The organism is Priestia sp. TRN 1309, from assembly GCF_050846875.1.
Taxonomy (GTDB): domain Bacteria; phylum Bacillota; class Bacilli; order Bacillales; family Bacillaceae_H; genus Priestia; species Priestia zanthoxyli.
Genome location: NZ_JBOZGM010000001.1, coordinates 16,293 through 38,131, shown reverse-complemented (window position 1 = coordinate 38,131; position 21,839 = coordinate 16,293). Strand labels below are relative to the sequence as shown.

Sequence of the window (21,839 nt, the reverse complement as noted above, 5' to 3'; positions counted from 1 at the left end):
ATGAGACGTCCATTCGTGAAACCACTTGTATATGGTCTAATCGGGTTAGGAGTCATTGGCTTTGCATTTACGTTGATTACAGATCCAGCTGTTTTATTACGTCAAGCAGGTTATATTTTTCTGTTTATCATTTTGTTTTACTTAGTTTATCGGTTTATTCTCCGCCCTTCTCAGACAAAAGGTCAAGATAGAGGCTATGTGCGCGCAGTAAAGCAATCGAAACTGCGTCAAAAAGAAAAAGAGCGAGGAAGCAACAAAGTTGATATGCATACGTACCGAAGCTCAAATAAGCGCCCGGTATCCAAATCAACGAAACCGCTAAAGAAAAAGAAAAACAACTCACACTTGACCGTCATCGAAGGTAAAAAAGGAAAAAAGAAAAATAGAGCATTCTTTTAAAAAAACAAGGAGAAAAGCCTCCTTGTTTTTTTAATAGCACCATTTTTTCAAAAATGCCCTTGTACGCTTTTTGCCAAACGCAATCAGCTCTTCCTTCCGTTCTTCTGTGAGGGTAAATTCTGTCGCAAAAACTTGATTAACAGGTAAAAAGATAATATTTTTTTCGTGACGTTTTGAAATATGTCTTGCATCGTGCGCATCTTTCATCGTCTCAAAAAGCGCACTGAATAAACCAACGGCATTTTTAATTTTATTCCGTTCTCTCTCTTCGTCCTTCGGACTCAGCTTCACACCAATTACCGGTCGTTTCTTCAAACTTTTATCATCATCAAATAAAAAAATTGGAAAGTTGCTTAACACTCCCCCGTCGACTATTAAACTGCTTGGAGTAGATTTTAATTTAACCGGCTCAAAAAAATATGGAATGCTGCAGCTCATCCGAACGGCTCTTGCTACAGAAAAACGATTCGGATCAATGTGATATTTAGGCAAATCATCTGGAAGAACAAGCATCGTACTGTTGGTCAAATCTGACGCAATAATACGCAGCGACTGATCAGGCAAATCAGCAAATGTACGAATTCCTCTGCTCCGCAACTTCTCAGCAATCCACTTTTCAAGCCTTTCTCCTTTATATAATCCCATTTTCCAATATAAAAACAGCCATTTTGTCAAGCTCGATGGTAAAAAGGACATTCTTTGATCTAGGAAAGAAGATAACTCAATTTCATTCATCATTTCAACGATTTCTTCACTTGTATAACCAGCTGCTACAAATGCACAAATAATGGAACCCGCACTCGTTCCCGCTAACCGCCGAAAAATAAAGCCTTTTTCTTCTAAAGCTTGTAACGCACCAATCAGTGCAAGCCCTTTAATACCGCCACCTGAAAATACTCCGTCGACGTACACAGCCTCTCCTCCAAACTACCTACTCTACATTTGTAGTCGACTCAGCAACAAGTTATGATAAAAAGAAAAAAAGCAGTGACGCTATTGGCCGCTGCTTTTCCCTTATAATTTTTGCTCTTCTTCATTTCGTTTCTGTACATTGCGAAGATCTTGAATACGGTTATGATTTTCTTCAAAGTATTGAACCAAGTCCCCAATTCGATCAATGGAATTCCAGCTTAAATGATGTTCAATTCCTTCTACGTCATCATAAATATTCTTCTCATCCACGCCAATGATTCGCAATAGCTGCTCTAAGAGCTCGTGGCGATAAACAAGACGTTTTCCAATCTTCTGTCCCTTAGCTGTTAAAACAAGGCCTCGATATTTTTCATAAATTAAGTACTCATCTTTGTCTAGTTTTTGAACCATCTTTGTTACAGATGAGGGGTGAACCGCCAATGCATCAGCAATATCAGACACTCGAGCGTATCCTTTATCTTCAATTAGCATATATATTTGTTCAATATAATCTTCCATACTCGGTGTAGGCATGAAATCTCCCCCAATTAATATTATGTATTGCTAATAATAAGTCATAAATGTCTGTTTCTTATAGTGATATCGTGTTCATGTTTGATAATCTATGTGAAAAAAACGTGTAAATAAAGCGATGTCATAAGATAAAACTGGATAAAAGACATTCAATTAAAATCATACTACAATGCTTATTCAAATACAAGAACCGTTCTCTCCCGCTTCTTATTTATGCCCCATTTTCATACATAATAAAAGCCGACTCACTTGAGTCAGCTTTTACTAGTCAATCATGATTAAAAATTAAAGGCCGCATTTCAGCTGTGCACCACAGTTTGTACATGTGTTGCATCCGCCCATTTCCTCTACCGTTCCTTGACGGCAAACCGGACACGTATTACCTACTTCAGAACCGATTGTTACATCAGTTGAACGAATTTCATTAATTGTATCAACTAACACAACGTGTGGTTTTGTTTCTTCTTTTGGCGCTTCAATTTCTTCATCAAATGTATTTTCTTCTGCTTTTAGCGTTAAGACTTGTGCATCACGGCTTCCGTCTACGTACACCGTACCGCCTTTTGCTCCGCCTTTATACAGACGCTCGTACACTTTTTGAACTTGCTCTACCGTGTAACCACGAGGAGCGTTTACTGTTTTACTAATTGAGCTATCAATCCAGCGCTGAATCACACATTGCACGTCCGCGTGAGCTTGTGGTGCAAGTTCCATAGCTGAAATGAACCATTCAGGAAGATTGTTTGGATCTGCTTCTGGATGCTGATCTAAATACTCTTGAACGATATCAGCTTTCACTTCAATAAACTTACCTAAACGACCGCTTCGGAAGTATGAGAATGAGAAATAAGGTTCAAGACCCGTTGATACTCCAACCATCGTTCCAGTACTGCCTGTTGGCGCTACTGTTAATAAATGAGAGTTTCGGATACCGTGCTCTTTAATGTTTTCACGAATATCTTCAGGCATTTTTTTCATGAAGCCTGTATTTGTGAATGCTTCACGTAAAGAAGCCGTTTCAGCATCTGTTTCGCCCACTAAGAACGGGAAGCTTCCTTTTTCTTTTCCAAGCTCTACAGACGCGCGGTAAGCCGTCGTGGCAATTGTTTCAAACACTTTATCTACTAACTCATTGCCTTTGTCAGAGCCGTATTCTGTTTCACAATAAATAAGAAGATCGTGAAGACCCATTACACCAAGACCAACGCGGCGTTCGCCAAGCGCTTGCTTTTGGTTTTCTTCTAAGAAATAAGGAGTTGCATCAATAACGTTATCTTGCATTCTAACGCCCGTTTCAACCGTTTGACGTAGCTTTTCAAAGTTAACTGTTTTTGTTTCTTTATCTGCCATTTGCGCTAAGTTAACAGCAGCTAAGTTACAAACAGAGAATGGTGCAAGTGGTTGTTCACCACATGGATTCGTTGCAACAACGTGCTGACCATATGCTTGAGCATTTGTCATGTCATTGGCATTGTCGAAGAAGAAAATGCCTGGTTCAGCTGAGTACGTTGCACAAATATTAATTAAGTTCCATAGCTCTTTTGCACGGATAGTACGGTACGTACGAACTTTGTTTCCTTGTTTTGCCCACTCGCGCACGTCGCCTACTTCGTGCCAGTTTTCATTGTAGTTAGCCATTTCTTCTTTTGAATAGCTTTCTACGTCTGGGAAGCGAAGTTCGTATTCACCGTCGTTTTCAACAGCATCCATAAAATCTTTTGTTAAGCATACAGAAATGTTTGCTCCTGTTAAAAACTCTGAGTTATGAACGCTGTACGTTCCGCCAGTTTGCAGCTTTTCTTCTGCATCTTTAATGATTTTTTCATTAAATCCACCAAGACCAGGAATTTGTTTATAGTTAATGATTCCTTGGTACATTGCTTCTTCAGACTCTGTTAGCGGCGTGAACTTCAATTTATCTTGCGCGTGCTTTTTAATCATTTCGTCATTTGTGTTTTCAATTAAGAAACGTAAAATGCGAGGGTTTTGCATTTTAGAAATAATAAACTCTACAATGTCAGGATGCCAGTCGGCAAGCATGATCATTTGAGCCCCACGACGTGACCCACCTTGCTCAACAAGATGCGTCAGTTTAGCAATATCATCTAACCATGAAACCGAACCAGATGATTTGCCGTTTACACCGCGAGCCAGCGTGTTGCGCGGGCGAAGAGTTGAACCATTCGTTCCAACACCGCCTCCGCGGCTCATGATTTCCATTACTTGTTTGCGGTGTTCTGAAATACCTTCACGTGAATCTTTTACATAAGGCATTACGTAACAGTTAAAGTACGTTACGTCCGTGTCAGCACCTGCACCGTAAAGAACGCGGCCAGCTGGTACAAAGTTTAGCTGAACAAGCTCTTGATAGAACTTTTCAAACCACTCTTTGCGCTTTTCTTCTGTTTTTTCCACAGAAGCTAAGCCTGTTGCATTACGTTTTGCAATTTGCTCATAGAAGACCTCTAGAGGTTTTTCAATAACATCTAAAGAACGAGTAATTAACCCATTTTCTGCTTCTTCAGGTGATAAAGCTCCTCTAAACTCATCTTCTACCTTGACAACAGCGGTTTTTTGCTCAAAATTAATGCTTTCCACATAGCCAAGTCCTCGTGCTGGAAATTTTGGGTCTTCTTTTACAGTTAGAACAACAAAATCTCCTTCTGATAACGTTAATTTTTCCGTATCTTTAAACGCATAGCGGTCTAACATTACCAATCTTGAAACACCTTTATGAGTTAACTTCATATCCGGTGTAATCGGATGTACTTGCGGAAAGCGTTCAATATCTGAATTGAGCTTTTCAACATTCATATTCACTTTTTGATTTAACAAAACAGTCATTCTCACAACTCCTTACCTATCGAACATCTATAAATTTATTAACTCTATTTCCTTTTAAAGGAAATAGAGTTTTTCAATCAACTATCAATAACTTACCACACGGCTTGGACGAATTCAATATATAGTATTTGACACTTCTCCAAACATCTACATATAGAAGGGTGTCAAGTGAAATATTTTTTTTTTCGTAAAAAAAGTGTTTGACTTTTCTTCCCTATATATTCTATTAGCCAAGCATTGTTTCTAAAAATTCCAATAAAAAGTGCAACTTATAAGAAGTTGCACTTTTATCTATTTACCATCCGCATTCGTTTAGCGCTTAAAGTTCCATTCATCCGATCCGTACTTTGTGCGCGCTAGTTCTTCTACATATGCTTCCTCTTCTTCAGACAGTGTATACGGTTCTAAATCGATATCAAGAGCAGAAGCAAATCCTTTATAAAACGCTTCTTTTGCTTCTTCGATAGAAATTTTGCGGCCCGCAATTGCATTGATCGCTACGGCTTTAGAACGAAATGCGCGCTGCATTCTTTCTTTCACGCGGTCATTTGGATAATTAAACACGCTGAATAATTTATCTTCATCAATCTCTAACAGAATAGAGCCGTGCTGTAGAATAACTCCTTTTTGTCTAGTTTGGGCACTTCCAGCAATTTTGCGGCCCTCTACAACAAGTTCATACCAAGAAGGAGCATCAAAGCACACGGACGAACGAGGGTTTTTTAAGCTATTTTTTTCTTCTTCTGAACGAGGAATAGCAAAATAAGCCTCGAGCCCTAACGAACGAAATCCTTCCAGTAAACCTTCAGAGATGACGCGATATGCCTCTGTAACTGTCTTAGGCATATTAGGATACTCTTCAGATACAATGACGCTGTAAGTAAGCTCTTCATCATGAAGCACGCCCCTGCCGCCCGTTGGACGTCTCACAAAGCCTAATCCTAATTCTTTTACTTTATCAAAGTTAATTTCTTTTTCAGCTTTTTGAAAATAACCGATCGACAGCGTTGGAGGGTTCCATCCGTAAAAACGAATCGTAGGTGGAATTTCCCCTTTACTATGCCATTCTAATAACGCTTCATCTAACGCCATATTGTAATAAGGCGAACGGTTGTTGGAATCAATAAATCTCCACTTTGCTTTCATCTACCTCATCCTCAGCTATATGTAATATAAAAAATAAATCCGTTTTTTAGTCTACCAAAAGATTGAGCTAAGGAAAAGCAAAGAGCAACATAAAACTGCGAATTCAAATGTGGTAGTTTTTTCATTTTCGGGAAGAAATCCGCTAGATTCAAGGCAAAATCGCTTTACTTCTAATTTCATTCACTTATATAATAAGAGTATGGATTTTGTCGAAGAAAGGAAGAATCAGCATGTCAGCAATTACAGCAGTACTCATTTTACTTGGAGTAATCATCATATACTCTGTCGTTATGTTCTTTATCCAACGTCGCATTATGAAAACGTTAACTGAAGAAGAATTCCGCAGCGGCTACCGCAAGGCACAGCTAGTTGATATTCGTGAACCGAATGAATTCGAAAACGGACATATTTTAGGCGCACGAAATATTCCGCTGTCACAGTTCCGTATGCGCATTAAAGAATTTCGTTCAGATCAGCCTGTCTACATCTATTGTCAAAGCGGAATGCGCACAGGACGCGCAGCACAAATGCTTCGTCGCCACGGTGTTAAAGAAATCTATGATTTAAAAGGCGGCTTCAAAATGTGGAACGGTAAAGTGAAAAAGAAAAAATAATGGTATGTATATAGAAAAACCTCGCCTTTGGGCGAGGTTTTTTGTTAGACGTTTTGAACAGCCTGTTCTTTCTGATAGCGAAGCACTGGCTTTCTAGCTGCCAGCGTTTCGTCAAGGCGCTTCACAACCGTTGTATGAGGAGCTTCCTGTACGACTTCAGGCGTTTCTTCTGCTTCTTTTGCAATTTGAATCATCGCATCGATAAACGCATCTAGCGTTTCTTTCGACTCTGTTTCCGTTGGTTCGATCATCATGCACTCTTCTACGATAAGAGGGAAGTAGATCGTCGGCGGATGATAGCCAAAATCAAGCAGTCGTTTCGCGATATCCAATGTGCGCACACCAAGCTTTTTCTGACGTTTTCCTGATAAAACAAATTCGTGCTTACAGTGACGGTCAAACGGCAGCTCATAGTGCTCTGCTAAACGACGCATCATATAGTTGGCATTTAACACAGCATTTTCTGTTACGGCTTTTAAGCCGTCTGGACCCATTGAACGAATATACGTATAAGCGCGAACGTTGATGCCGAAGTTTCCGTAAAACGGCTTTACGCGTCCAATTGACTGAGGACGGTTATAGTCAAAGTGATAGCCTTGTTCTGTTTTCACAAGCACTGGTTTAGGCAAATAAGGAATTAAATCTGCTTTTACCCCTACCGGACCAGAACCAGGACCGCCTCCTCCATGAGGGCCTGTAAACGTTTTATGAAGGTTTAAATGAACCACGTCAAACCCCATATCTCCAGGACGGGCTTTACTTAATACTGCGTTTAAATTTGCACCGTCATAATAAAGCTTTCCACCTGCTGCGTGAACAATTTCAGCCATTTCTAAAATATCTTCTTCAAATAACCCTAGCGTATTTGGGTTTGTTAACATTAAAGCGGCTGTATCTTCTCCCACTACGCGGCGTAAATCCTCTAAGTCCACTAAACCATGTTCATTTGATTTTACCGTTACCGTTTCAAATCCCGCAACTGTTGCCGAAGCAGGGTTCGTTCCGTGAGCTGAGTCTGGAACAATGACTTTTGTTCGCTGCGTCTCACCATTTGCTTCATGATAGGCACGAATCATCATAAGCCCGGTCCACTCGCCATGAGCACCCGCTGCTGGCTGAAGTGTTACTTCATCCATTCCCGTAATTTCTGTTAAATGCTCTTGTAAATCATATAAAAGTTCGAGAGCACCTTGAACCGTTTGCTCATCTTGAAGCGGATGAATATGCGCTAGCCCAGCAATCCGTGCTGCTTGTTCATTCACTTTTGGATTATATTTCATCGTGCATGAACCAAGCGGATAAAACCCTGAGTCCACTCCGTGATTTCGTTTTGAAAGCGCGGTGTAATGACGCATAATATCGAGTTCTGATACTTCAGGAAGCTCAGGAGCTTCGGTACGGACATACGCTTTTCCAAGCAGCTCTTCAGCATTTACTTGCGGAACATCTAACTCCGGCAATGAATAGCCGATTCGCCCTTCTTTACTGCTTTCAAAAATAAGTGATTGATTTTGATTAAGCATGAAGATCCCCCAATTCATTTACAAGTTGGTCAATTTCCTCTTTTGTACGGAGTTCTGTAAAAGCAAGCAGCATGTGATTTTCAAGCGCTTGGTTATCACGGCTAAGATCATAACCGCCAATTATTTTTGATGCTAATAAATGATTGTTTGCTTCTGTTACCGAAACAGGAAGCTTCACGACTAATTCGTTAAAAAACGGTCCTTCAAATGCTACATTTACCCCTTTTGCCTTTAACGCTTCATATGCATAATGCGTTTTTGATAAGTTTTGCAGCGCCATTTCTTTTACACCTTGCTTGCCTAAAGCTGTCATGGCAACTGATGCCGCTAAAGCATTTAACGCTTGATTTGAACAAATGTTAGACGTCGCTTTATCACGGCGTATATGCTGCTCACGAGCTTGAAGGGTTAAAACAAACCCTCGCTTACCGTTTTCATCCACCGTTTGCCCTACTAATCGTCCTGGAATTTTCCGCATAAGCTTAGACGTAGTTGCAAAGTATCCGCAGTGCGGGCCTCCAAATTGACTTGGAATACCAAATGGCTGTGCATCTCCAATGACAATATCAGCTCCAAATTCTCCAGGAGGCGTAAGTAAACCTAATGATAAAGGATTGCTTGAAACCACAAACATACATTTTTCTTGATGAGTAATTTCTTCAATTTCTTTTAACGGCTCGATTTGTCCGTAGAAATTTGGATACTGGACAATAACAGCTGCCACGTCACTTCCCATCTCTTTTTCTAATGCAATCATATCTGTTACGCCGTCTGCTGCAGGGATTTCTACCACTTCAATGTATTGACCCTTCGCATACGTTTTTAACACATCTTTTGACTCAGGGTGAACGGCCGCAGAGACAAGTACTTTTTTCTTTTTCGTTTGACCCGCACTGAGCATAGCGGCTTCTGCTAAAGCAGTTCCTCCGTCATACATAGAAGAATTGGCCACGTCCATCCCCGTTAACTCACAAATCATTGTTTGAAATTCAAAGATGGCCTGAAGTTCTCCTTGAGAAATTTCCGGTTGATACGGAGTATAGGCCGTATAAAATTCTGAACGAGAAATAACATGATCAACAATAACCGGCATGTAATGATCGTAAACTCCTGCTCCTAAAAAAGAAGCATAGTCTTTTAAATGAGCATTTTTAGCAGCCATATTATTTAATTCTTTTAACAACTGAGGCTCTGAAGCCGCTTTTTTAATATTGTATTCTCCTTGAAAACGAACGCGCTGCGGAATATCTGAAAATAAATCATCAACAGATGAAACACCAATTGCTGCTAACATTTGCTGCTGATCTTGTTCTGTCATTGGTAAATAGCGATGTAACATGTTAAATTCCTCCCCAAAGCTTACTTTGAACGTTTATAAAAAGGTGTTGAAACCACTTTTGCTTTTAAGCGTTTTTTCCGAACCTGCACTTCCACTTCTTGACCAAGCTCTGTATACTCTGCTGATAATAGCGCTAAACCGATGTTTTTCTTTAATGTCGGTGACTGTGTACCTGTTGTCACAAATCCAATTTGTTCTTCATCTGCAAATACTTCGTAACCGTGTCTTGGTATACCTTTATCAATCATTTCAATTCCTACCAGCTTACGAGGTGCCCCGCTTTCACGCTGTTCTTTTAACACTTCTTTTCCAATAAAGCTGTCTTTGTTCGTCTTTACTGCAAATCCAATTCGAGCTTCAATGGGCGTAATATCTTTTGAAAGCTCTTGGCCATATAAAGCCAAAGTAGCTTCAAAACGAAGCGTATCGCGAGCTCCTAGTCCGCAAGGCAACACACCGTCCTCACTTCCTGCTTCTAAAATAGCCGTCCACAAGTGAGAGGCGTCAGCTGAAGAACAATAAATTTCAAAACCATCTTCTCCGGTATATCCAGTACGTGAAACGAGAGCATTTACATTCGCTACTTCTACATCATCAGCAAATGTAAATGGCTTTAATGAAGCTAAATTTTCATTCGTTAACGTTTGTAAAACTTTTTCTGCTAAAGGACCTTGTAATGCTAGCTGCGCAGTTTCATCAGATTGATTAACGAGCGTTACATCTCCTTGTTTGTGAGACACAAGCCACTCATAGTCTTTTTGAATATTAGCAGCGTTTACGACCAGCAAATACTCTTGATCTGCTTTTTTGTAAATCAGCAAATCATCTACCGTGCCTCCGTCTTCATAACACATAGCCGTATACTGCGCTTTTCCATCTACAAGGGTAGAAACGTCATTTGTCATCGTATGCTGAAGAAAAGCTAAGCTATCAGCTCCTGTCACAAGAATTTCTCCCATATGAGAGACATCAAAAAGACCTGCCTTTGTACGTACAGCTTCATGCTCTTCTTTAATAGAAGAAAATTGAACGGGAAGAGCCCATCCTCCAAAATCAATTGTTTTGGCACCATATTTTTGATAGGTATCATAAAGCGGCGTTTTGTGTAATTCTGTTGTCATATTTATGTCCTCCTCTTTTTCACGTGAAACTTTTCATAACGGGGAGTTTTCAAATAGTGTGGGGATCACTATGTATCCAAACAAAAAAGGACAGAAAACCCCCTACTGTATTTAGTAGGAAGTCTCTGTCCTTTTCACCTGAAAGTTTACCTATAAACGAATAGGTTTGCCTCGTGGGTGGTCTATAAACGCATAGACACTCTCCAGAGCTGCGTCAAACAAGAGTCTTTTTGCCTGAGAGATTCACAATTTTATTGCTTGCTCCTTCGGCGCTACATTCAAGTAGTCTCTCCCCGTGTCGTCATTCGCTTCTATAAAGTTGGTAAAGTTGGGCATACTACTGAAAGATGTATCTTTCTTTATTCACACAATCATTTGTAAAGTGCTAATCTATTTTCTTTTTCAAATTTTCTAAATATATTTTTATCCTACCTGATTCTTATCATTTGTTCAATAAAAATTTTTTACAAAGGAGCATTTTTATCATGAAAGTGAAATTAAACATCGATGAAACATGGGAAGCAGCCTTCTCAACTAAATTGGAGCAAGACGGCCCTTGGTCTGCATGGGATTTGTATAAACTTGCCTATGAAATAGAAGACCAAACGCTTATCTCAGAATTTGAAGGGCTACAAAGCCCAAAACATTTAGCCGATTTAACGCCGCTTCCTCATCAACTCGAAGTAGCCAAACAAGTAGTCGAAACAATGAATGGGAAAGCCATTTTAGCAGATGAAGTAGGACTAGGGAAAACGATTGAAGCAGGGTTAATTTTGAAGGAATATATGATTCGCGGGCTTGTTAAAAAAGTTCTCATTTTAGTTCCAGCTTCGCTTGTTTCACAGTGGGCTATGGAATTGAATCAAAAATTTTATATTCCCGCGGTCCCTCAAAGAAAATCATATGTGTGGGATCAGTGTGACATCGTTGTATCTTCAATTGATACAGCAAAACGTTCCCCTCATCGAGAAATTGTGCTAGAACAAGACTACGACCTCATCATCATTGATGAAGCTCATAAACTTAAAAACAACAAAACAAAAAACTATGAATTTGTTCAAAGCCTGAAAAAGAAATTTTGTCTGTTGCTAACCGCAACACCGATTCAAAATCGAATTGAAGAAATTTTCAACTTAGTCTCTCTTTTAAAGCCTGGCCATCTCGGCAATAAAGACTATTTCGAAGAATTATTTTCTGCTAAAAAACGCTCTTTGCAAAACGATGAGCACTTAAAAGAGCTTGTTAACAAAGTTATGATTCGAAATCGCCGCCATGATACTGGTATCGAATGGACGAAGCGAATTGTTCAAACCATTCCTGTTGAATTTTCACCGAAAGAACGCGAGCTATACGATGCGATTACGTCTTTTAAAGGAAACGGACTGCACCCTTCAAGTGCTTTTTCAATTTTAACCCTGCAGCGAGAGGCCTGCAGCAGCCGTGAAGCGGTGTATATGACATTAAAAAACATGCTGGAACGTCAGGAAGATCAAAACAGCGCATTAACGGAACATATGATTACTCCGTTAATGCAACTACTTCAGCAAGTGCCGCAAAATGCAAAAGCAGAAAAAGTTCTGGAGCTCGTTCAAAAAATTGATGACAAAGTTATTATTTTCACTGAGTACAGAGCAACTCAACTGTACTTACAGTGGTATTTAAAACAGCATGGAATTACCTCTGTACCGTTTAGAGGAGGATTTAAGCGAGGTAAAAAAGACTGGATGAAGCAGCTTTTTGAAAGCCACGCGCAAGTATTTATTGCCACTGAAGCGGGCGGAGAAGGAATCAACCTTCAGTTTTGTCATCATATTATTAACTATGATCTACCGTGGAATCCAATGCGTCTAGAACAGCGAATTGGAAGGGTACATCGTTTAGGTCAAAAGCATGATGTTCACATTTACAATTTAGCGATTCAACATACGGTCGAAGAACATATTTTAAAATTGTTATACGAAAAAATAAACCTTTTTGAACGAGTTGTTGGAGAGTTAGATGATATTTTAACAAAGCTTGATTTAAAAAATATCGAAGAGCATATTCAAGATATTTTATTTCATTCACGGAGTGAAGGAGAAATAAAAATCAAAATGGAGAACTTGACGTCTATTATTCAATACGAAGACAGCGAGGAGGATCAGCATGCAGCAAACTGATATTCATCAATTTTTAAAGCGTTACTTTCTAGCTAATAATTGTTCTATTGTCACAGAAACACCATCTTATCTAAAGGTTCAATTAACAATCGAACTTGACAAAGAGTTGATGAATCGTCCATTTTATTGGCATTATGTTGAAAAGACAGGCGGAGAAGCAAATCCTGCTTCACTCACTTTCATTACAGATCCCGCGTTTGAAGACGATTCTGTTCAAGGAGAACGAATTCATTTTGGCTCACCTAGGCTGCATCAAATTTTCGCTTCTACTCAAAAGCTAGGCGGGTTTATTCATCTGTATGAACAAGTTTCATCAGCTCAGCCAACAAATCAGCCTTTACACCCTTGGCTTGCGTTAAATATTAAAGTCTCATACAAATGCGACCGTAAAAAGGATGAGCTCTTGTCGCTTGGCATTAATTTAATTAACGGACAAATCGTTGAATCATTTCATGAATCAATCATTAATCAAAATTTATCATCTAAAATCTCGGACTATTGCTTTACTCTTTCACCTTTTATTAAGCCGAAAAGTGCGATTGCACGACTCACATCATACGTGACTGACTACGTTAAAACTCAACCGACTGAATGGGCAGAAAAAGCGCAGGAAAGATGGTACGAAGACTTAGCGCTTCTTGATCATTTTTACGAAACAGCAGAAGAGCTGCCAGAAATATATATGACCGAAAAAACAGCGCTTCAAGAGCTATACGAGCCGACGATCTTATTTAAGTTTATAAACGGTGGCTTATTTTACATATCGCCAGAAACGATGTCACGTCAATTTAATAAAACACAAGCCGGTTAAAAAAAGATGAGCATATGATATGCTCATCTTTCTTTTTTCTTTCGGTACCACAGCATAAACGACAGCGGAATCATTCCAAACCATCTGTTCGCAAAAGGTGCTCGCTCTTCTTTTTTTTGAATCTTTTTCGTTTTCCTCTCTTCTTTTGGCTGATCCATATATTGTACAAATTGCTGAGTCATATATTTTACATAATCATTCGTTTTCATATAATCATCTCCTCAGCACTATTATATCCGGAGAGAAAGAGACTTAATCCGTCCACTTCACAATGTGCTGGTCCTTTTTTTGAATATATGCGGTTTCTGTCAATGCTCTTCCTTGCAGTGTTTGACACTTTATTTTTAGGATAATCATCTGTTCATCTTCACTTACTACGTCGTATGAAACCGTACCCGTTTCTAACACTAAGGGTGCAGATGGAGATTTATTATGTTCTTTTATTTCTTTTTTTACATGTACAACCGCGTTTTCTAAAAGATGCTGCAGACGATTTTTCTGCTCTACTTCTTGATAAAATGAACTTTTCGTCACAAAATAAGTAGTTTGCTGAGCTACTAACAGAAGAAAAAGCGCACAAAATGCCAACACAACCGGGAGAATAAACCCTTGCTCATTATGTTTCATAAGCAAGCATCAAAAACGTCGTAATGGTTTCTTCTCTAACTTTGTTAACACCGTCTGTTGAACGAATCAGCAGCCTTTCTTTTTGCTGTTCATACATGATATTCTTAATATGCTGCAGCACAACTTCATGACCACTTTCATCCACTCGTCTTCTTATCTTGTCTTCGTATCGTTCATAAGTGATGATCTGATTATTTTCCATTTTCAACGTAAGCGTAGTCGCATGAATTCTCACTTCTTTTGCTTCTCGATATTCCATAGCAAGTTGATTCACAAAAATTTCCCACTCCATTTCATTCATACTAAAGTCTGGATTATATGTTTGCTTAGCTAGCGGAATGATAATGGGGAAAAATGAAACAATGATCAAAAAAAGAGCAAAACTGACTAACATCTCTACAAGCGTAAAGCCTTTTTCACTTTTCACTTCAACATCACATCACACTTCTTTTTCATTTTATCAGCGGAATCTGTCCATTCTACACAAAGCTTTTGAGCACTTTCTCCGTTCCACTTCAGATAAAACACAACGTTTTCTTTTACGATTTTTTCTCGCCGTTTATATCCTGCTTCATATTTATATTTCAATAGTTCTTCGTGTAAGATAGCATCAGCTTGATACGAAACATATTGCTTCTTTTCTTCTTCCTTCATCTGAACATACAAAGGAATAATTGTACCGGTTAGGAGTAAAAGCATGCTAAATGAAACAAGCATTTCTAACAAGGTATAGCCCTGCTGACCCTTACATCTTGTCCACATAAAAACGCCCTCTACCTATTTGAAAAGTAACTTTGTATTTAAACTTTTGACTGCTGATAAAAATGGTCTTTGCTTGAGAAATATTGCCGTTTTTGTTGTATTGTATCGTGGAATTGCCGCTTCCAAACGTGATATGAATGGTGGAGTCATAGGCGCGCTTATAAAGAACGGCACGAGAATCAGAAACAATATATTCTGTTCCCTTCGGTGCGAAGTTAATTTTAATTGGAGATTCTCGGTTCATGGCTGTCTGCTGCACATAAAACGTGTCGCTTTGCAGCTGTCGCAAGAATAATGTGATTTTGTAATATTCCACAAGCGGCCGAATGGTTACGATAATGGAAAACATCATCACTTGCACAATAAATAAAACCATCAGCATCTCAATGAGGGTAAATCCTCTTTGCTTAAGAAGAACCACTAGCCGTAACCTTTCCGGTACCGTCAATTTGAATAGCTTGACCGTTTGGACACACGGTGCCTTCTTTTAAGTAGCCTCCTGCTTCAAGCTCTTCTAGACTTGGTTTTTCGCCGTTTTCAAGCTCATATACTTGTACCTCAGCCTCTACGGTTTTGACAAGAGCTGAGCAGCCTTTGTTATTAATAACCGTATTATGCTTTAATACATTTGGAATCATAATGAGCAAAAGCACGGTAATAACGAGCATAACGATTAACATTTCAATAAGGGTAAACCCTTTATTACCTTTTAGAATCATATTCTTTCACCCTTCTACAAGCTCGACATCACTTCTAACATCGGAAGCATAACGGACATATACATAAGCAGAATGACAATTCCGATGAACAAAAATGTAAGCGGCTGTACATATTTTAAAATACGAAAAATAAATTGTTCCATTCTTTCCATCATAAATAGACTGTAATCATACAGCTCTTGAGAAAGCTCACCGTTCTGCTGGCCATGCACAATAACATGAGCCAAGTCTTTTTCATAATGAGATTTAGCTGAAACGATATGATCTAATCGCATTCCTGAGGAAAGTTGATCTGTAAAAGCAAAAGCTTCCACTTGAAAGAACGGATGATGCTCCTGCTTTTGAAAAAGAGCAAAACATTCATAAATAGATAAACCACCGTTTAATAAATTGCTCATATGAACAGAAAAAAAGTAGGAGTTAAATAGCCGTGTGAACGTTCGGATAACGGGAACTCTCATAAAAAGCTGCATTTGAACTACGGGAGGCAATTTTTTAATGTAAATCACATAAAACAAATAAAGGATGATTGGCATACTGATGACTGCAGGTAACACAAAAGGAAAGAACGACATCGCCTGCATAAATAAGAGGATAAACGAAGACTGCTTGTTTCCAAAGGATAAGTACAGAGCTTCAAACTGTGGAAGTAAAACCGTACTTAAAACAAATAAAATGGAAAGAATAAACAGAAGCAGCAATACGGGATATTGAACAAGCTTTTGAAATTTTTTACGATGCCTTACTTTTTCTTCAATCGTTGAGCTACTTTCTTTTAAAGCAAATTGAAGGTTTCCATGCTGTTCCGCAAAATATAAATAGCTTAAAATATCACGGTGAAACTGAAGTTTAACAAAAGCATCGTGCAAAGATTCTCCTCGTTTTAACTGCTCAAGACATTTTTCAATATCCGTTTTTTCTTTGTTAGATACTTGAAACGTCAAAAATGAAAGAGCTTGAGAAAGAGTGTAGCCTTTTTCTAAGAGCTTGGAGACCTGCTTAAGAATTTTTGCTTGCTGAGCGAGAGACCACCTTTTTTGTCTATTTGTCTTTACCCCCATCCGTCTAGCGAATGCGGATATAAATAGCCTAGCGCGATTCCTTTTAGAATAACATCTCGGAGCGTCTTATAATCATAATCCGCATTTTCTCCTTTCACTTCTCTCATCACTGCGCTAAGCTCCTTGCCATAAAGCAATTCGTATATGCTGGACTGACGATGCTTCCTCATTTTTTTACAAGCAGGGTGGCATTTTCCCGAACACAGCGGACAGCGAATTTCTACAAGACGCTGTGCAGCTACTGCTACGAGAGTCTGCTCCATTTCTTGAAAGCTAACGCCAAACTCAAGCAGCCTGTACAAAGATCCTTTTGTATCTTTAGTATGCATCGTTGTCAAAACCAAGTGTCCGGTAAGCGCTGCTCTCACAGCAATTTTGGCGGTCTCACTATCTCTTATTTCTCCCACCATGATAATGTCTGGATCATGGCGCAATATAGCTTTTAAACCAGTCGTATACGTAATCCCTGCGCGTTCATTTACCTGCACTTGAAGCACGGTTTCACTCGGTTTTTCAATAGGATCTTCTAGTGTAATAACATTTCGATTAAAAAGGTGCTTTACTTCGTGTAAAAGAGTATATAGAGTAGTGGTTTTACCTGATCCTGTAGGACCGGTAAAAATAATTAATCCATGAGAGAATTTCAAGAGAGAAATAAGCTTTTTAGTATGTTCAGGAAAAAGAGATAAATGTTTGAGAGAGGTAGATTGTTGATGAGGCAAAAGCCGAATAACAAGACTTTCATCATGAGAAGTAGGAAGAGTTGATAAACGCAAATTTACTTGATAGTGATCAACGGAAGTGGTCAATGCACCATTTTGAGGTTTTCTGCGCTCCCCAATATCCATTCCCCCTAAAAATTTAAAATGCGAAATGAGCCGTTCAGACATTTCCTTTGAAATAACCCTCTTTAAAATAAGCTCCTGGTCAATTCGCAGCTGAATCACAGCATCTTTCTTTCGGGGCACAATATGCACATCAGAACTTCGACACTCACATGCATCTCGTATAACGTAAGTAGCAAACTGTTCAATTTCGGTCAAACGATCATCACTCCTTTATTTGTAATGAAGATGATTCTTAAAACACCTAGAAACAGTAATTTCGACCTTTTTCGAGATTTTCCTCCTTCTTTTTTTATTTTTATAATTTTTTTCGTATACGCTTCTTTTCTTCGCTTCAGTCCTTGTACACGATGTACAACTTCTGTACACCTCTAAACGATTACATAAAAAAAGACAACGTGATGTAAAACTCTACGCTGTCGTTTTATTCGTTATTTACTGAATTGAGCTTCTTCATCATGTATGCTTACACAACTAGAGACGCAAGACTTGTTTTTTTCTTGACCAAATTTTTAAGTGCAGATTCGTTATAACCTACTACAAGCTTTTTGCCATCCGTTAAAATGGGGCGGCGAAGCAAACGAGGATGTTCAATTAATAGATTGACTACTTGTGATAACGTCATGCTGTCCACATCAACATTTAACTTTTTATATTCCTGACTTCTTTTAGCAAGAAGTTCATCCATCCCTTCTGTTGTCATAGAAAGAAGTTCAAGCATTTCTTTATGAGTAGGTGTTTCTCTAAATAAATGACGCTCTTTAAAATTTACATCTTCCTTCACTAGCCACTTTTTCGTTTTACGACATGATGTACAGCTCGGGTACGTATAAAATTTAATTTCTTCCATATGAAACCCTCCCGTTTTTTAGTTATAGATTGTTTATATACATTGTACACGTTTTGTATAACCTTTGTATAGTATTTTGCATACATTTTGTATAACTTTTTTTCTTCTGTCGTATTTCAAGGAAAAGATAGCGTTTTCAGGAAAGAAAGGATGTATTATAATGGAAAAGTATCGATATAGTTTCATAAGTGCTTTCTAGTGCTTACACAGCGATGACATTCATCATGACACTAACTAAGTTTGATAAAGGAGGAAATGGACGTGGAACGAATGTACCGTGTAATGGGGTTCTGGACAGCAATTTTCACTGTAATGTTTTACCTCGGTCACATGCATAAGACTTCTTTACTCTTTTTAGCTCAAACAGGCTTTTTTGTAATTCTTAGTTATTTAAAGCTGTCTGAAAGAATGTACATTTACGTTTTTGGAGCATATTTGACCGTCTTTTTTGTGGGGTTCACGTACTGGTCAACTTTTATGATGACACCAGGACAGTAAAGAGAAAAGCGATGGGCTTCCATCGCTTTTTGTATTCTTAAAACCCATTTAGAAAAGGATTTTGATCCATTTCGTGTCCCACAGTTGTTTCAGGTCCGTGACCGCTTAGTACAAGCGTATCTTCTGGAAGGGACAGCAATTTCGATTCGATGCTTTCTAACAGCTGAGCTTGATTACCTCCAGGTAAATCTGTGCGCCCGATGCCGCCTGCAAAAAGCGCGTCACCAGATACTACAAAGTTACCCGGTTTGAAATAATATGAAACGCTGCCAGGAGAATGACCAGGCGTTTCATACACCTCAAATTGGAATGAACCGATTGTTAAATTGCCTTCTGATGAAATAATATCGGTTGCATCTGGAGCTGTAATTTCTCCTAGGTCAAAAAATTTCGACCCGTTTAAGTCACTATTATGAAGCCATTCTTTTTCGTTTTTATGTACATAAAGCGGGATAGAGTAGTGATTCATCACCTCATCTACTCCTCCAATGTGATCGAAATGAGCGTGTGTCAGCAAAATAGCTAATGGTTTATACGTTTGTTTTTCGAGAAATTCAACGAGCTGTTTTCCCTGAGCTCCCGGATCAAAAATTAAACATTCTTTTTTTTCGTTAGCAACGACATAACAATTCGTTTGAATAGGTCCTAGCGGTATACGATGATAGTTCATAATGTGTCCTCCTTGTGTAAATTTATTTCCGTTATATGCATTATCATACACACATCATCTTATAAATGAAAGTAAGGACCTTTCTAAGCCAAAGAAGCAAAAGAAAGATTGGTTTTCATCTCGACAAACGGTTAGAAAAGTTTTACAATTGAAGGGATAAGCTAATGATAGCGCTTTAATTTTAAGTTACCTAAAGGAGGTTTCTTCGAGTGGGTCTTATGATTATTTTTGCACTAACAACATTGCTAGGCGTATTTGCAGCTATTTCATCTTTGAGAAATAAAAACATATTAGGCATTGGTTTTTCGGTACTAACATTCGGTGTATTCGGATGGTTTACCGTGATGACCATCATACATCACGGCTATCCGGCGGTACATCATTAAAAAAGCCATGCAAAGCATATGCTTTGCGTGGCTTTTTAAATAGACAGATAATCCATTGCCGCAACTAAAATAGCTTTAGTCGGATTATATACGCGCGATATTTGAGATAAAGGCAGCGGATTAATCCCTTTTCCCAATTCTAGGGTGAACCCCAGCTTTTTCTTTTCTAAAATAAACCAATCCTTAAATCCCGCGTGACTATCAATCGTTTTGACAGCTTTATAACCGCTTACCCTTTCAAAATAGCTTGCTATTTCCTCTGCTTCCTCAGGCTCTTCATTCATATACCCCCAATAAAATTCTTCTCCTTGGGTATGTAAAGCAATCACACAATCAAAATCATGACGCTCAACGAGTTTTACCATTGCCTGAGCTTCAGGTTCAGAGAGAGATTCATAGCCTGGAAAATCTCGATAATGCGGCGCTTTAGGTTCTTTACGCTTTTTTTCGATTTCCCAATAAGCCGGAAACTGATTGTTTAAGTCCACCCCTCGGATATTTGCTTTCCAGCTTTGAAAATCTGGAAAATCTCTCCCTATTTTAGAAAGAAAAGACGCATAAGGTTCGCCTACACCAGGACCTTTTAAGACCAGATCTACTCCGTCTGGATTAACAATTGGAACTGCAGAAAGCGTAATTTGATTAAAAAGAGCTCTTGAATCTTGCCCGTTCAACGCCTGATCATAATGAAGAGCAGCTAAATAATCTTCCATAAACTGTAGAAGAACATTTGTCGTAATCCATTCATTAGCATGAAACGACGCATTGATATGAACCTTTCTCTTTCCGTTTCCAATTAAAATATGAGGAATCGGCTTTCCAAGCACGCTGCACCCTATCCATTCAAGAGAACCATAGGGATAATAAGTCAAAAGTGTTTGTATGTCTTTTATGGTTCGCTTGTAATCGTAAGGCTTTTGGATATCTATAATTCGCATAATCTTCACTCCTTTACACTATGTATATGTAAAGATTGAAAAGATGCATGATAAAAAAGCGCTTTGACATTTAGTCAAAGCGCTTTTTTATCTCAGTTAGATTCATGCTTATTATTCAAAATAAGATTTAACTAACCAAGCTCCTCCAATAATTCCCGCATCGTTTCCTAAAGTAGCGATTGCTAGCTCAGCACCTTGCGCTACGCGAGGAAATGCAAAACGTTTGAAATAATCTCTTACCGGTGCAAGTAATACCTCGCCTGCACGAGACACACCGCCACCTAGAACGATTTTCTCAGGGTTTAATGCATTAGCAGAGTTTGCTAGTGCTAGGCCTAAATGAAAGGCAACTTTATCTACAACATGCATAGCTAACTCGTCTTTTGAACGAGCTGCATCAAATACATCTTTAGATGTAACTTGTCCGTTTTGTTCTAACACTGTGCGAAGCTCACTTGGTTTGTCCGTTTCCGTTAACTCTTCCATCGTTAAACGTACAATCCCAGTTGCTGAAGCAATTGTTTCTAAACAGCCGGTTTTGCCGCAGTTACACGGTGCCCCGCCTTCAGGAATAGATGTGATGTGGCCAATCTCACCAGCTGCTCCATTTACGCCTTGTACAATTTCACCGTTGGCAATGACACCGCCGCCAACACCTGTGCCAAGCGTAACGCACAGCAAATCTTTTGCTCCGTCTCCAGCACCTTTCCACATTTCTCCAATCGCTGCAATGTTTGCATCATTGTCTACTACAACAGGAAGGGAAGTTTCTACTTCCAAGATATCTTTGATAGGGAATTTTTCCCAACCTAAATTGACAGCTACTTCAATCGAACCGTTTGCAAAGTTGACAGGCCCCGGTGCACCAATACCAATTCCCACCAACCTTGACTTTACTTCTCCAAGATCGTTTAACTTTTTATCAATTGCTTTTGCAATATCTGTTGGAATTTTACGGCCTTGCTCGCTCACATCCGTATTAATTTCCCACTTGTGAATGATTTCTCCATAATGATTAATAAAGGCCATTTTTATTGTTGTACCGCCTAAATCAACTCCAACTAACCATTTGTCATCCATG

Annotated in this window: 25 protein-coding genes and 1 riboswitch; of the genes, 6 read left to right on the top strand and 19 right to left on the bottom strand. The window is 38.9% G+C overall.

Annotation, left to right across the window (positions count from 1 at the left end; all coding sequences use genetic code 11):
- Nucleotides 1–399, top strand: coding sequence for an SA1362 family protein (locus ACRPLQ_RS00205; RefSeq protein WP_013059160.1), 399 nt, complete (start codon nt 1–3; stop codon nt 397–399).
- 30 nt (nt 400–429) lie between these two features.
- On the opposite strand, the gene ACRPLQ_RS00200 is transcribed toward ACRPLQ_RS00205, so the two are convergent.
- From ACRPLQ_RS00200 to ACRPLQ_RS00185, 4 genes are all read right to left on the bottom strand, one after another.
- Nucleotides 430–1,311, bottom strand: coding sequence for a patatin-like phospholipase family protein (locus ACRPLQ_RS00200; RefSeq protein ID WP_028411603.1), 882 nt, complete (start codon nt 1,309–1,311; stop codon nt 430–432).
- 102 nt (nt 1,312–1,413) lie between these two features.
- Entirely contained in the window at nt 1,414–1,845 is a 432-nt protein-coding gene (gene mntR / locus ACRPLQ_RS00195) for a transcriptional regulator MntR (protein WP_013085004.1), read from the bottom strand.
- 285 nt (nt 1,846–2,130) lie between these two features.
- Nucleotides 2,131–4,689, bottom strand: a complete 2,559-nt coding sequence (locus ACRPLQ_RS00190) for a vitamin B12-dependent ribonucleotide reductase (RefSeq protein WP_034271024.1) — start codon at nt 4,687–4,689, stop codon at nt 2,131–2,133.
- Between the two features lie 312 nt (nt 4,690–5,001).
- A complete protein-coding gene (locus ACRPLQ_RS00185) occupies nt 5,002–5,835 on the bottom strand; it encodes a lipoate--protein ligase family protein (RefSeq protein ID WP_013085005.1) in 834 nt (277 codons plus the stop codon).
- A 230-nt stretch (nt 5,836–6,065) separates the two neighbouring features.
- Here ACRPLQ_RS00185 and ACRPLQ_RS00180 point away from each other — a divergent pair, with 230 nt between their 5' ends.
- The gene (locus tag ACRPLQ_RS00180) at nt 6,066–6,449 is read left to right on the top strand and encodes a rhodanese-like domain-containing protein (RefSeq protein WP_034271027.1); all 384 of its coding nucleotides are present in this window, start codon (nt 6,066–6,068) and stop codon (nt 6,447–6,449) included.
- A gap of 44 nt (nt 6,450–6,493) precedes the next feature.
- On the opposite strand, the gene gcvPB is transcribed toward ACRPLQ_RS00180, so the two are convergent.
- From gcvPB to gcvT, 3 genes are read right to left on the bottom strand one after another with little or no spacing between them, the layout of a single operon-like run.
- Entirely contained in the window at nt 6,494–7,972 is a 1,479-nt protein-coding gene (gene gcvPB / locus ACRPLQ_RS00175) for an aminomethyl-transferring glycine dehydrogenase subunit GcvPB (protein WP_328132614.1), read from the bottom strand.
- A complete protein-coding gene (gene gcvPA, locus ACRPLQ_RS00170) occupies nt 7,965–9,311 on the bottom strand; it encodes an aminomethyl-transferring glycine dehydrogenase subunit GcvPA (protein WP_034271036.1) in 1,347 nt (448 codons plus the stop codon). The genes gcvPB and gcvPA overlap by 8 nt, the downstream gene beginning before the upstream one ends.
- 20 nt (nt 9,312–9,331) lie before the next feature.
- Complete coding sequence (gene gcvT / locus ACRPLQ_RS00165) at nt 9,332–10,432, bottom strand: glycine cleavage system aminomethyltransferase GcvT (protein WP_098112942.1); 1,101 nt, start codon at nt 10,430–10,432, stop codon at nt 9,332–9,334.
- 212 nt (nt 10,433–10,644) lie between these two features.
- A riboswitch (glycine riboswitch) is annotated at nt 10,645–10,737 on the bottom strand.
- 180 nt (nt 10,738–10,917) lie between these two features.
- On the opposite strand from gcvT, the gene ACRPLQ_RS00160 reads away from it, so the two are divergent.
- Both ACRPLQ_RS00160 and ACRPLQ_RS00155 read left to right on the top strand, forming a co-directional pair.
- Nucleotides 10,918–12,591: a DEAD/DEAH box helicase gene (locus ACRPLQ_RS00160; RefSeq protein ID WP_033579702.1), complete on the top strand. Its 1,674-nt coding sequence runs from the start codon at nt 10,918–10,920 to the stop codon at nt 12,589–12,591.
- Nucleotides 12,578–13,402 carry a YqhG family protein gene (locus tag ACRPLQ_RS00155; RefSeq protein ID WP_033579701.1) on the top strand — a complete coding sequence of 275 codons (825 nt, stop codon included), beginning with the start codon at nt 12,578–12,580 and terminating at the stop codon, nt 13,400–13,402. Before ACRPLQ_RS00160 ends, ACRPLQ_RS00155 begins: the two co-directional genes overlap by 14 nt.
- A 23-nt stretch (nt 13,403–13,425) precedes the next feature.
- On the opposite strand, the gene ACRPLQ_RS00150 is transcribed toward ACRPLQ_RS00155, so the two are convergent.
- From ACRPLQ_RS00150 to ACRPLQ_RS00110, 9 genes are all read right to left on the bottom strand, one after another.
- Nucleotides 13,426–13,611, bottom strand: coding sequence for a YqzE family protein (locus ACRPLQ_RS00150; protein WP_013059170.1), 186 nt, complete (start codon nt 13,609–13,611; stop codon nt 13,426–13,428).
- Between the two features lie 43 nt (nt 13,612–13,654).
- Nucleotides 13,655–14,029 carry a competence type IV pilus minor pilin ComGG gene (comGG, locus tag ACRPLQ_RS00145; RefSeq protein ID WP_033579700.1) on the bottom strand — a complete coding sequence of 125 codons (375 nt, stop codon included), beginning with the start codon at nt 14,027–14,029 and terminating at the stop codon, nt 13,655–13,657.
- Nucleotides 14,019–14,456: a competence type IV pilus minor pilin ComGF gene (comGF, locus tag ACRPLQ_RS00140; protein WP_033579699.1), complete on the bottom strand. Its 438-nt coding sequence runs from the start codon at nt 14,454–14,456 to the stop codon at nt 14,019–14,021. The genes comGG and comGF overlap by 11 nt, the downstream gene beginning before the upstream one ends.
- Complete coding sequence (locus ACRPLQ_RS00135; RefSeq protein ID WP_049166199.1) at nt 14,453–14,791, bottom strand: type II secretion system protein; 339 nt, start codon at nt 14,789–14,791, stop codon at nt 14,453–14,455. Before ACRPLQ_RS00135 ends, comGF begins: the two co-directional genes overlap by 4 nt.
- Nucleotides 14,775–15,212: a competence type IV pilus minor pilin ComGD gene (gene comGD, locus ACRPLQ_RS00130; protein ID WP_033579697.1), complete on the bottom strand. Its 438-nt coding sequence runs from the start codon at nt 15,210–15,212 to the stop codon at nt 14,775–14,777. Before comGD ends, ACRPLQ_RS00135 begins: the two co-directional genes overlap by 17 nt.
- Nucleotides 15,199–15,510 (bottom strand): competence type IV pilus major pilin ComGC, encoded by a 312-nt coding sequence (gene comGC, locus ACRPLQ_RS00125; RefSeq protein ID WP_016765560.1) that lies wholly within the window; start codon nt 15,508–15,510, stop codon nt 15,199–15,201. Before comGC ends, comGD begins: the two co-directional genes overlap by 14 nt.
- Nucleotides 15,511–15,524: 14 nt before the next feature.
- On the bottom strand, nt 15,525–16,571 hold the full coding sequence (comGB, locus tag ACRPLQ_RS00120; RefSeq protein ID WP_432235630.1) for a competence type IV pilus assembly protein ComGB: 1,047 nt from the start codon (nt 16,569–16,571) through the stop codon (nt 15,525–15,527).
- Nucleotides 16,562–17,614: a competence type IV pilus ATPase ComGA gene (gene comGA / locus ACRPLQ_RS00115; protein WP_028411611.1), complete on the bottom strand. Its 1,053-nt coding sequence runs from the start codon at nt 17,612–17,614 to the stop codon at nt 16,562–16,564. The genes comGB and comGA overlap by 10 nt, the downstream gene beginning before the upstream one ends.
- A gap of 268 nt (nt 17,615–17,882) precedes the next feature.
- Entirely contained in the window at nt 17,883–18,266 is a 384-nt protein-coding gene (locus ACRPLQ_RS00110; protein WP_028411612.1) for a Spx/MgsR family RNA polymerase-binding regulatory protein, read from the bottom strand.
- Between the two features lie 261 nt (nt 18,267–18,527).
- Here ACRPLQ_RS00110 and ACRPLQ_RS00105 point away from each other — a divergent pair, with 261 nt between their 5' ends.
- Nucleotides 18,528–18,764, top strand: coding sequence for a DUF2626 domain-containing protein (locus tag ACRPLQ_RS00105; RefSeq protein WP_013059179.1), 237 nt, complete (start codon nt 18,528–18,530; stop codon nt 18,762–18,764).
- 37 nt (nt 18,765–18,801) lie between these two features.
- Here the strand turns inward: ACRPLQ_RS00105 and ACRPLQ_RS00100 are convergent, their stop codons facing one another.
- Nucleotides 18,802–19,434, bottom strand: coding sequence for an MBL fold metallo-hydrolase (locus ACRPLQ_RS00100; RefSeq protein ID WP_028411613.1), 633 nt, complete (start codon nt 19,432–19,434; stop codon nt 18,802–18,804).
- Nucleotides 19,435–19,643: 209 nt separating this feature from the next.
- Here ACRPLQ_RS00100 and ACRPLQ_RS00095 point away from each other — a divergent pair, with 209 nt between their 5' ends.
- Nucleotides 19,644–19,820: a DUF2759 domain-containing protein gene (locus ACRPLQ_RS00095; protein WP_028411614.1), complete on the top strand. Its 177-nt coding sequence runs from the start codon at nt 19,644–19,646 to the stop codon at nt 19,818–19,820.
- 35 nt (nt 19,821–19,855) lie between these two features.
- On the opposite strand, the gene ACRPLQ_RS00090 is transcribed toward ACRPLQ_RS00095, so the two are convergent.
- Nucleotides 19,856–20,758, bottom strand: a complete 903-nt coding sequence (locus ACRPLQ_RS00090) for a M14 family metallopeptidase (RefSeq protein WP_028411615.1) — start codon at nt 20,756–20,758, stop codon at nt 19,856–19,858.
- A 111-nt stretch (nt 20,759–20,869) separates the two neighbouring features.
- Entirely contained in the window at nt 20,870–21,838 is a 969-nt protein-coding gene (locus tag ACRPLQ_RS00085) for an ROK family glucokinase (protein WP_013059183.1), read from the bottom strand.
- Nucleotide 21,839: the final 1 nt, after the last annotated feature.